The organism is Kitasatospora sp. NPDC032150 (genome assembly GCF_055579945.1).
This window is the reverse complement of the sequence record NZ_JBVIMH010000038.1, coordinates 59,592-70,835: the sequence shown is the minus strand read 5'-3', so window position 1 is coordinate 70,835 and position 11,244 is coordinate 59,592. Positions and strand designations below refer to the sequence as shown.

Sequence of the window (11,244 nt, the reverse complement as noted above, 5' to 3'; positions counted from 1 at the left end):
ACGCCCGGTTACATTCCGAACCCGGAAGCTAAGCCTCACAGCGCCGATGGTACTGCAGGGGGGACCCTGTGGGAGAGTAGGACGCCGCCGAACAAATTTTGATAGCCGTAGCCCCCAGTCATTCTTTGACTGGGGGCTACGGCTTTTTATTTTCTCTATTTTCGTAACGATGGCTGGGGGTGGTGCTAGGTCCACCCCAAAGTCGGGCCCAGGGGCCAGTGCACCGGCAGGGAGGCCTGGTGAGACTGATACCCGAAGCGCACAGAACGAGCGGAGGGGTCCGGATGGCGAGTCAGAGCATGCCGACGGTCGTCAGGTGGACGGGCGTGGGGCGGGAGCGGGCAGGGGAGGGGCTGCATGCGCAGCTTCGATGTCTGCAACTGGTGTTTCAGGCCGGGGTGGTGTCGTTCGCGCTGCTGATTTGGGCAGTGCTTTCACTTCGCGGGATGTTCGCGGAGTCGGCCGACACGCGGGCCGACCTGCCGATCGCCTTCCTGGCCCTGCTTGCTTGGCCGGTGGGGCTGGTGTGGGTCAGCAGGCTGAACACCCGCTGGTCGCGGTACCGGGCGGAGTCGTGGTTCGGCATGCGAATTCCGCAACGCTATGTGGCGACCCCGAGCCCGACGCAGGACGAGCGGGGCCACTGGTGGACGGGACATTCCTACCACCGGGACAGGAGGACGGCCGAGTTGGCCCTCTCTGTACGAACGGTGGCGACGGATCCGCAGACCTGGCGTGACTTCAAGTGGCTGCCAGCGAATGCGGCGGCGGCCCTGGTCCTGACAGTGCCCTGCCTGGGGTTGCTGTTGGTCGGGGTGATCACGGCTATTGTCCAATTGGCGGCCGCTTACGGCGACTTCAACCCATCAACCGTCTATTCGCTCCAGGCTGTCCTGGGGGACATGGCAGTCGCCGCGGTGGGTCTGGCTGCCGCGGCCGGCGGTCTGCTGGCAGCACCGCATGCGATTCGGCTGTACGGGCCGTGGATGCAGCGGATGCTCGATCCGGAGTCGACGAACGGCTGGGACAAGGCCAGGCTGACCAGGCGGGTGGAGCACCTCACCACCTCGCGGGCCGATGCGGTTGGCAGCCAGGCGGCGGAGCTTCGCAGGATCGAGCGGGATCTGCACGACGGGGCGCAGGCACGACTGGTGGCGATCGGGATGACGCTCGGCACGATCGAGCACCTGATGGAGACGGACCCGGTGGCCGCACGGCAGTTGCTGGCGGATGCCCGCCAGGCCTCGGCCAAGGCCTTGCAGGAGCTACGCGATCTGGTGCGCGGTATCCATCCGCCGGTGCTGGCGGAGCGTGGGCTCGGCGACGCGGTGCGGGCGCTTGCCCTGGACAGCGCGCAGAACACGGAGGTGACGGTGAGTCTGCCGGCCCGGCCGGAGGCGTCGGTCGAAGCCACGGCGTACTTCTGCGTCAGTGAGCTGATGGCCAATGCGGCCAAGCACTCCGGCGCTCAGCAGGTCTGGGTGGACATCCTGTTCCGGGCCGGTCACCTGCGGATCACTGTGACGGATGATGGGTACGGCGGAGTTGATCCGGGGCGTGGAAGCGGGCTGCGCGGAATCGAGAAGCGGTTGGGTACCTTCGACGGAGTCATGTCGCTCAGCAGCCCGCCGGGCGGTCCAACCACGATCACCATGGAGTTGCCGTGCGTGTTGTCCTCGCAGAGGACCTCTACCTCCTCCGAGAAGGCCTGACCCGGCTGCTGGAGGCGCATGGCTTCACGATCGCGGCGGCGGTCGAGACGGGACCGGAGTTGCTGGCGGCTCTGCTCGAACACCGGCCTGACGTCGCGGTGGTGGACGTCAGGCTGCCGCCGACGCTCACTGACGAGGGGCTCCAGGCGGCGCTGACCGCCCGACGGCAGATACCCGGCCTGCCCGTACTGGTCCTCTCGCAGCACGTCCAACAACTCTACGCACGCGAGCTGTTGGCGGACGGCTCCGGTGGGATCGGGTACCTGCTGAAGGACCGGGTGTTCAATGCCGGTCAGTTCATCGATGCTGTCCGGCGGGTGGCGGCCGGGGGTACGGCGATGGACCCGGATGTGATCGCCAAGTTGCTGCAGAGCCGGGCCCGTTCGGAGCCGCTCCAGCGACTTTCGCCGAGGGAGCGGGAGGTGCTGGAGTTGATGGCGGAAGGCTGTTCCAACTCCGCGATTTCGGCCAGGTTGAGCATCAGTGACGGCGCGGTGGCCAAGCACATTGCCAATATCTTCACGAAGTTGGAACTGGCCCCTGCGGATGACGCCAATCGCCGTGTCCTGGCGGTCTTGGCACACCTCAACGGTGCTCCTTCGTAGGCGCTCAAATCCTGGTCCGAGCAGAGGCAGGCCGTGGTCGGAACGCGCTTCCGAGTAGTATCCGGTTGGCCGAGACGGTCGGTCGTGCGGCGATCCCGTACCCGTGCAGTGATCCCGTACCCGATGATGAGTGTGGATCCGGCAGCGACAGTCACGCACGGCAGCAGCCGAGTCCCAGGGGTTGATTAACGAATGGCACGTCCATCCCTTACCCGCGCCCACCGTGCTCTGCTCGGCGTGGTCGCGGCCGGCGCCTGCGTGATCTCGGGCATCGGGTTTGCGGGTTCGTACAACGCGGTGCGCGAGCTGGCGATGGAGAAAGGCTTCGGCGCGTTCGCGTATGCCTTTCCGATCGGCGTGGATGCCGGGATCGTCGTCCTGCTGGCGCTCGATCTGGTGCTGACCTGGCTCCGAATACCCTTCCCGCTCCTACGTCAGACCGCCTGGCTGCTGACCGGTGCCACCATCGCCTTCAACGCGGCGGCCTCCTGGGGTGACGCGCTCGGGATGGCGATGCACGCGGTCATCCCGGTGCTGTTCGTGGTGGTGGTCGAGGCGTCCCGGCACGCCGTCGGTCGGATCGCGGCGATCACTGCGGACCGGCACATGGAGTCGGTCCGGCTGATGCGCTGGGTGCTCTCTCCAGTACCGACCTTCCGCCTCTGGCGGCGGATGAAGCTCTGGGAGCTGCGTTCGTACGACGAGACCGTCCGACTGGAGCAGAACCGACTGGTGTACCGGGCACAGCTTCGGTTCCGTTACGGGCGCGGCTGGCGGCGTTCGGCACCTTTCCAAGCGCTGCTGCCGCTGAAGCTGGCGAAGTACGGTGTCCCGCTCGACCCGAGCATTCTGGACCGGATCGACGGCCCGCTCGGCCCGGCCAAGTCGGCGGCCCAGTCCGGGGCTGCCCCCCAGCCGGTCCAGACCGCGCACGCCGGTGTCGGACAGCTCGAGGCAGGGCACCCGGCCACCGCATACGCCGATCCCGCGGAGGCGCAAGCACAGGCGCAGGCGGCTGCGGTTCAGGCGGCCGTCGCCCGGGCCACGGGTGCGTTCGCAGGTACGGCGGCAGCGGCTGCCCAGGTCGCGGAGGGACAGGAACCCCCGGTGCCAGGCGCAGCGGTGTCGGCGGCGGTTGCGGTGCCCACCCTGGCGAAGCTCGCAGCCGTGCGGTTGCGCGACGCCAATGACCCGGCGGGCGAGGAGGCGGTCCCGGCCCCGGTTCAGTCTGAGCTGAACGTCTGGGCCGCGCGCGTCGTCCCGACGAATGCGAAGCAGGGCGGGGCGGCCAACGGGGCGAGGATGCCCGGGCAGACGTCGCCGTGGTTCAAGCCCCCGCGTGACCCTCGGCCGGCGCCCCAGGAGACGGATCCGGTGGTCGAGGTGCCGCTGGCAGCCGTGGCGGGAGTCGGCTCGGGAGCCGCCGCGGCGGCGGTTCGGCCGACTGCCGCGCAGCCGGCCGGCCCGCAGCACCCGGTTGCCAACGGCCCTGTTGCCCAGGGCACACCGGGGCCGCGGGGGCCGCGACCGGTCCGGCTGGAGCAGCTGGTGCCCGATGCCGTCACCGAGACCGGTCTGCCCGTGACCGTGCCCTCAGACCAGCCGACTTCCCTTCAGGCGCCGATGACTGACGCCCAGTCGGTCGCGCGCGCGACCGGAGCGGCGGCCGAGATGACCAAGGCGGCAGGGGCCGAAGCGATGTCCGACACCGCGCCCGAGACCCCACCCGTGACCGAGCAGGAGGAGCAGGACCGCCGTCCCGCGGCCACGCCGCTCGACCTCGATGTCTGCTTCGAGGCACTGATCGGCTACATCGACCAGTACGGCCACCACCCGCAGCCGAAGCGGTTCGCGCAGTACCTGTCCGACGAGTTCGGGCTGGTCGGCTCGCGCCCGGACGGTTCGGTCAACCAGGCCGAGGTCGACAGGATCTGGCACCAGCTCCAGGACCGGTACGTCGCCTCCGGCCGGGACTGAGGAAGGGCGTCGTGACGGTTGTCGCAGCGGCCGCCACGCAGGCCGGCGCGAGAACCGGAGCAGACGCACCCCGAAGGCCGGGACGAAACCACCGGCGGGGCCCGGGACGAAACCACCGGCGGGGCCGGTCGCGTGACGGCGGCATCACACAGCAGGCCCGCGATCGACGGCGGCCGCGCACCACGCGCGGCCGCCGTCCGGCTTTCCGGCGGCCGTTGACGCCCGCGTGCCCTGCCACTACCTTCACGTCAACAAAATGTTGAACGTCTGCAGGTGGAGGAGCGCCGATGTCGCAGCCCGAGGTGGACGGCAGCAAGTCTGGGGGTGCTTCGTTCTCGACCGCCGCCCGAGCCGCCGTGGAGGCCCTGCTCGCGCCGGTCGACGCCGAGCTGGCCCGCCGCTACCCGGGTGAGCCGAGCACTCGACAGCCGGTCCACACGGTGTACGTGCCGGCCGACGCCTTCGCCGCCGACACCGTGCGGACCTGGGGCCGTGAGGCGCTGCTGGCCTTTGACACCCACGCCGCCACCCCGGCCGAGCTGGCCGCCGCGCTCGGTGTCCCCGCCGACGAGCTGCTCGCCGACGTGCACGGCCGGGTACGCGCCAAGTTGGAGCGCGAGCCGATCGAGGACCTGCGGATCGACTTCGAGGACGGGTACGGCCCGCGTCCCGATGCGGAGGAGGACGCAGCCGCCGTCCGGGCCGCGCGGCTGGTCGCCGCCGTCGTCGCGGACGAGACCGTGCCGCCGTACATCGGGATCCGGGCCAAGTCGATGGAGGCGGCGGTCCGGGACCGGGGCATCCGCACCCTGGAACTCTTCCTCGCCACGCTGCTCGCCGAGGGCGGTCTGCCGAAGGGACTGGTGCTCACCCTGCCCAAGGTGACGTACGCGGAACAGGTCACCGCGCTGGTGCGCCTGCTGGACGACTTCGAGCGGCGGACCGGGCTCCCGGCGAAGCGGATCGGCTTCGAGGTCCAGATCGAGACCACCCAGGCCATCGTGGGCTCGGACGGCCGGGCCACCGTCGCCCGGATGATCGACGCGGCCGAGGGACGGGCCACCGGCCTGCACTACGGCACTTTCGACTACAGCGCCGCATGTGGGGTCGGTGCCGCGTACCAGAGCATGGACCACCCGGTGGCCGACCATGCGAAGGCCGTGATGCAGGTTGCTGCCGCCGGTACTGGGGTGCGTCTGTCGGACGGTTCCACCAATGTGATCCCTGCCGGTTCGACGGAGCAGGTGCACGCGGCCTGGAAGCTGCACCACGACCTGGTCCGGCGCTCGCTGGCCCGCGCCTACTACCAGGGCTGGGACATGCACCCGGCCCACCTGCCGACCCGCTACGCCGCCGTGTACGCCTTCTACCGAGAGGGTCTGGCAGCCGCAGCCGCCCGGATCGCGGCGTACGTCGCGAAGACCGGCGGTGACGTGATGGACGAGCCCGCCACGGCCAGGGCGCTCAGCGGCTACGTGCTGCGCGGCCTGGACTGCGGAGCGGTGGACCTGGCGGAGGTCGCCGAGCTGACGGGCCTCGACCGCGAGCAGTTGGACCGGCTCGCGGGGCGCTGACCTCCGGGGCGGCGCAGGGGGTGGGTCCGTCCGCCCGTCCTGCGGCCGTTCCCGCCCGTTCGCTTCCGCGACTGGCCCGCTCGGTTCCGCGGCCGTCCCGTCCGACGGCACCCCGGACCGGTCCCGCCCGGTAGCGTCCAGGACCGGTCCCGCCCGGTAGCGTCCAGGACCGGTGCCGCCCGGTGGTTAAGCTGGCGGGGTCGACCAGAGAGCCGCCGGCTCTCCGCCCTTTCCAGCCACGGAGATCCACCCCGCCATGTCGGAGCCGAGCCCGAAGCCGTACCTGACCATCCGGCACTCCGGCACCCATGAGATCGAGATCAAGAAGTCCCGGTTCATCTGCCACCTCGCTCGGGTCACCGACGAGGACGAGGCGCAGGCTTTCATCGCCGGTATCCGGAAGCAGTACTGGGACGCCCGGCACAACTGCACGGCATTCGTGGTGGGCGGCGAGCAGCCGCGCGAGCGGTCCAGCGACGACGGCGAGCCAGGCGGTACGGCCGGGGTGCCGATGCTGGAGGTCCTGCGCAGACGTGGGCTGACCGACACGGTCGCCGTGGTGACGCGGTACTTCGGCGGGATCAAACTCGGCGCGGGTGGCCTGGTGCGGGCGTACGGGAGCGCGGTTTCCGAGGCGATCGACTCGGTCGGGCTGCTTGAGCGCCGTCCGGTGCTGCTGCTCGCGGTGGCGGTGGACCACACCCGGGCGGGCCGACTGGAGAACGATCTGCGGGCGGCTGGTTACGTGGTGCGCGACCTTGCTTACGAGGCGGCCGGGGTGCGGATCGAGGTCGGAGTGCCCGAGCCTGAGCTGACGGCGTTTCACGCCTGGCTCGCGGAGGTGACCGGGGGCGTAGCCGAGGCGGTGGAGTCCGGGCGGACATTCGTCGAAGTCCCGGTCTGAGAACGGGGTCCCGGACAGCCGCCCGGGACCGCCATCGAATCCGCCGCCCGGGCAGCGGATTCGAAGCGGGCGCCCTGGTCGGAGGCCGCAGCCCCGGGATCCCGCTCCGGCGTGCGGCTTGGCCTGCTCCTTTGTGCGGCCCGGTGTCGGCCCGCGCCGTCGCCCCCGAACCCGCTTCCCGGTGGGGGGCTTGAGCACGGATGACCCCGGGCGCTCGCACTTTCCGGTCTTGTGACGTGCGCACGAAGACCGCATGACACTCGAACGAATTAACAATGCCAGGAGTTGGAACTTCCGCTACCGGCGATGGCGTTGCCCAGAGCAAGGATCCGCTCCCCGGCGCCGGGCCCGGCGGATTCCGTAGACCGAATCATCGATGGAGGATTTCAGACCCCACCACCGCACCACTGGAGGTACCGCGCATGACTCCGGAGCACACCCCGTCCAAGGGCCAAACGTCCGATCCGCCCGGCCAGTTCGGCCATGCCGTGCCCTATCGGATGACGGTAACCACTCCTCGGCCATACCAGGAGACGGTCGCCCTGGCGGACCAGCAGTTGGCGGCCTGGCTGAAGGAGGAAGGCTGCGAGGAGCCCCCGCCGAGGGCGGAAGCGCCCTGGGTGGTCGACCCGCCGTCGTCCACCGAACGCCTCCGCCTTGGTGAACGGGTCCTGCTGGACCGGGACTTCGGCCCGCTACGGGCTCCCGCGTCCGTCCGGGCCGTCCGGGCCGACCGGGCACTCCTGGCGGATCCGCCACACTCTGCCGTCCTCCCGCCGCACAGGGCGGCGCCGGAGCCACCCGAGCCCCCGGGGGAGAGCCCGACCATCGGCCACTACGCCCGTCGCCGCCTCCGTACCCCTGCTCCGCACGGCACGCACCAACTGACCCTCACCATAGCCACCGCCACTCCGTTCACTGCTGCCACCACATCCGACTCCGAGGACCTGGGTACCCCCCGAACCTGGGTCCGCCTGGAGGCCGAGCACCTGGCCTCCGGCCCCGGGGTGAGGACGGTGGGCCGGGCCCAGATCCCCGAGCTGGCCCGCAGGCTTCTTCCGCTGCTCGATGCGACGGACGGACCGGCCATCGTCGGTCCGTCGGCCCGGCTGATCACCCCGGCCGGCCTCGACGCCCTGATCGACGAGCTGTGCGACCCCGAGCGCCGCCTCCCCACCGTGGTCGCCAGCATCCCCTCCGGCGTCCCGGTCGACGACTGGTTCGTCGGTACGGTCGAGCCACTGATGCGCCAACTGACCGGTCTGGCCGTGTCCTACGTGCTGGATCACGCGGCCCTCCCGCTGTTCAACGTCGCGTTGGAGTACCACAAGGTGTACGGCGGTGCGGTCCGCACCTATCTGCCCGAGGTCGACCCGGCGTCCCGAGGGGACGGTAGCCGCCACCCGGTGTTGGCCCGGCAGCGCATCGAGGAGGACATCCGGCGCGCGGCCGCACTGCTCGCCCGTGAGCCCCGCAGGCTGGCTGCAGAGCTTCCCCCGGTGCCCCTGCTGCGTGTGGTGCCGCCGCTGCAGGTCCCCATCGAGGCGAAGAAGGCCGCCCGCCCGGAGTCTGCCGTGCCGGCTCAGCAGACCCGCGACACTCGGCAGGCACAACAGGCACAACAGGCACAACAGGCACAAATACAGCAGCCACCACAGTCGCAGCAGCTACGACAGCCGCCGCAGCCCCGCCGCTCCGGCCCGGCCGAGTCGCCCGCAGCGGCCGAGGTAGTGGCCCACCACTGCGCCGAGGAGCTGCAACTGCAGCTGTTCGGCCGCAGCCCGCACAGCCACCAGCGGTGGGAGCACTCGAGCGAGGCCGAGGAGCAGTACGGCGCACTCCGGCGGGCGGCGGTGCAGGCGCGGGTGGTGACGCCGGGCGGGAGGCTGTGCGCGGTCACCGCCCCGGACCAGCTCGTCCGGGTGCGGGCTGCGGACCTGGAGGTCGGCCGGTACCTGGACGCGGCACCCGCCACTTTCAGTGAACTCGTGGGACGATTCGGGGAGTTCTCGCTGGTGGAGTTCACCGGGGACCAGAAGGAGGCGCTAGCGTTGGACGGCCAGTCCGACGGGGCCGGTTGGGCGCGACTCGCCTGGTACGGGCTGACGGCCCTTCAGGAGTACGCGGCGGCGGCCGTGCGCGGTGAGGCCCATGGCGACTTCAAACAGTGGTGCGAGCACACGCCGCCCGGCTGCCACCGCTTTCCGCCGCGCAAGGCGGTGCGCGGGGAGTCGCGCACGGTCGAGAGCCACACCAAGTGGAAGCGCGAGCGGATGCTCCCCGTGCCGGAGTGCGTGGACACCTCCAGGCGCGCGTTCATGGGCGCGCATCTGCGGATCGGCGGCGGCCGGACGGCTCCCCGACTGCACTATCTGGACGACTGTTCGGGCAGCGGTCGGATTTACGTCGGCTACATCGGACTCCACCTCACCAACACCAGGACGAACTGAGGCCGCGGCAGCGGCCCGGCGACGCCATGGCTCCGGCCGGATCCGTCCGGCCGGCTCCGGTTGGTGCAACCGGACACCTGTCCAGATAGGAGGCCGGTACCCCACCAACTGAAGAGCTTGGCTGACCCGAGCGCCCGAACGGTGGACAATGCTGCCCAGGGGCCGTCACCACGCGGCCCCCGGCCGGCACCAGCCGACCCGACACAGGAACCGCCGCTGGGCAGGCAGCGCCGACCGGCACGTCCGGGCGGCGGGCAGCGCGGCGGGTCAAGGGGCGTGGGCAGGCCCGGGCGCACGAGCATGGGGGAACGACGGTCGATGCGGAACTCACCCGAGGGCCAGCCGGACGGTAGTGCCACGGTCCTCCAACCCGGCTTCCTGGCCTCGGTCTTCCGCGATCTGGGAGCAGACGTGCCCGAACACGAGGCTTCACCGGAGGAGGAGGCGGTGGCCGCGCACGCCCGCGCAGCCGCCCTGACCCACCACCGGACGCTCACCGTCCAGGCCGAGCACGAGCGCCTCGCCGACCTGCTGCGCCGAGCAGCGCTCCCGGTCTCCGCCATGGACTTCGAGAGCCAGCTGCGCAGTTACGAGCCACGCCCTTTCCAGTCCGGGGAGTTGGACGAGGCCGACGACACCGAGCCGCGCTGGGGGGACTACGTCCCGGCCGAGCCGCCCGCCACCGGCCCGGACGAGCCTCCGTCCCGCCGTCTGCTGGACTCCGGCTATCAGCGTGAACTGGCTCAGGCCCGGCTGCGCCACCAGCGCGATCTGCGCGAGTGGCGCGCCCGTCGGGCCGAGGCCGCCGACTCCGGCGCGTTGGCGGCCAGGGTGGCGCACGAGCAGGCCGAGCAGGCACGAGCGCGGGCCGTCCGCGAGTACAACGAGACGCTGGAGGAGTGCCGTCGGGCCTACCGGCTGGCCGAACCGGCCGCCGTGGAGTCGCTGTTGGAGCGGGCCCTCGCCGCGGCCGAGGGCGCCACCCAGGACCTGCCCGCACCCTGCCGGGCGGTGTTCCGGCCGCTCACCCGGACCGCAGTGCTGGACCTCGACCTGCCTCCGCTGGACCGGGTGCCCTCGCTGTCGGGCTACCGGCTGACCTCGGCCGGCGAGATCGAGCCGGTGCCCCGTCCGTCGGCCGACCGGGCGGCGGACTACCTGCGGCTGGCCGCCCGCCTCGCGCTGCGCGCGCTCCAAGCGGCGGACGCGGTGGACACCGACGAGATACTGGCCGGAGTGGTCCTCAACGGTTGGCTGCGCAAGACGCCCACCGGTGAGCCGCTCTGCCTGCTGAGCGTCGACGCCGACCGCGACGCCCTGGCCCGTACCCGGCTGCTCCCGCCGGACCCGGCCGGTGCGGAGCCGGAGCAGGCGGTGGAGCACGGCTACGGCGCCGGATACGGCGAGGGCGTCTACGCGGATGCCGAGCAGGACGAGGCGCTGGTCCGGCTGCGTGACCTGGCTGCCGCGGTCAGTCCCGCTCCGTATGCGCTCGCCGCGGTCGATCCCATTGGCTGCGCCGGTTCCGCCGTGCCTTCGACGGACGAGCTCTCGCCGAACGAATTCGCCTACCTAGTGCGTGAGTTGTTCACCCGGGGCGGGTTGGCCGACTGGAGCATACGGCTGCGCGGCGCGGGTGGGCTGGTCGCCACCGGGGAGGGTGCACCGGGCAGCGCACTGCCCGGTCGCTGGGTGGTCTGGGCCTCCCGGGGGTCGGAACCGGTGGCGGCGGAGGAGCTCAGGACGCTGGTGGAGGCGGTCCGGGAGGAGGGAGCCGACCGCGGCCTGCGGCTCACCAGCGGCCGCTTCTCCGAGGCGGCGCTCGACCTCGCAGGCACCGCGCCGTACCAGCAGATCCACCTGGTGGACGGCGACGGCGTACGGGAGTTGGCCCAGACGCACCTCGGACTGCCGCTCACGTAAGGCAGGCGGGCCGGTGGCCTCGGGGCGGAGCTCGGCGAGCCGGCCGCGTACCCGGCCGATCGCGGATGGCCCGGGAGCCGTCGGGGGGCGGCCACCGTG

At 71.3% G+C, this 11,244-nt stretch carries 7 protein-coding genes and 1 rRNA gene; all 8 read left to right on the top strand.

All coding sequences use genetic code 11. The features are described from left to right. A 5S ribosomal RNA gene (rrf, locus tag ACZ5ON_RS30835) occupies window positions 1–93 on the top strand; the annotation flags it as partial. Between the two features lie 191 nt (window positions 94–284). Then, a complete protein-coding gene (locus ACZ5ON_RS30830; RefSeq protein WP_465599583.1) occupies window positions 285–1,712 on the top strand; it encodes a sensor histidine kinase in 1,428 nt (475 codons plus the stop codon). Further along, complete coding sequence (locus ACZ5ON_RS30825) at window positions 1,664–2,317, top strand: response regulator transcription factor (protein WP_465599581.1); 654 nt, start codon at window positions 1,664–1,666, stop codon at window positions 2,315–2,317. The genes ACZ5ON_RS30830 and ACZ5ON_RS30825 overlap by 49 nt, the downstream gene beginning before the upstream one ends. A 192-nt stretch (window positions 2,318–2,509) precedes the next feature. Next, entirely contained in the window at window positions 2,510–4,294 is a 1,785-nt protein-coding gene (locus ACZ5ON_RS30820) for a DUF2637 domain-containing protein (RefSeq protein ID WP_465599579.1), read from the top strand. A gap of 287 nt (window positions 4,295–4,581) precedes the next feature. Then, a complete protein-coding gene (locus tag ACZ5ON_RS30815; RefSeq protein WP_465599577.1) occupies window positions 4,582–5,868 on the top strand; it encodes a DUF6986 family protein in 1,287 nt (428 codons plus the stop codon). A gap of 256 nt (window positions 5,869–6,124) precedes the next feature. Next, the gene (locus tag ACZ5ON_RS30810; RefSeq protein ID WP_465599575.1) at window positions 6,125–6,772 is read left to right on the top strand and encodes a YigZ family protein; all 648 of its coding nucleotides are present in this window, start codon (window positions 6,125–6,127) and stop codon (window positions 6,770–6,772) included. Window positions 6,773–7,194: 422 nt separating this feature from the next. Then, window positions 7,195–9,222 (top strand): hypothetical protein, encoded by a 2,028-nt coding sequence (locus tag ACZ5ON_RS30805; RefSeq protein WP_465599573.1) that lies wholly within the window; start codon window positions 7,195–7,197, stop codon window positions 9,220–9,222. A 318-nt stretch (window positions 9,223–9,540) separates the two neighbouring features. Beyond that, complete coding sequence (locus ACZ5ON_RS30800) at window positions 9,541–11,145, top strand: restriction endonuclease (protein ID WP_465599571.1); 1,605 nt, start codon at window positions 9,541–9,543, stop codon at window positions 11,143–11,145. The last annotated feature ends 99 nt before the right edge of the window (window positions 11,146–11,244 follow it).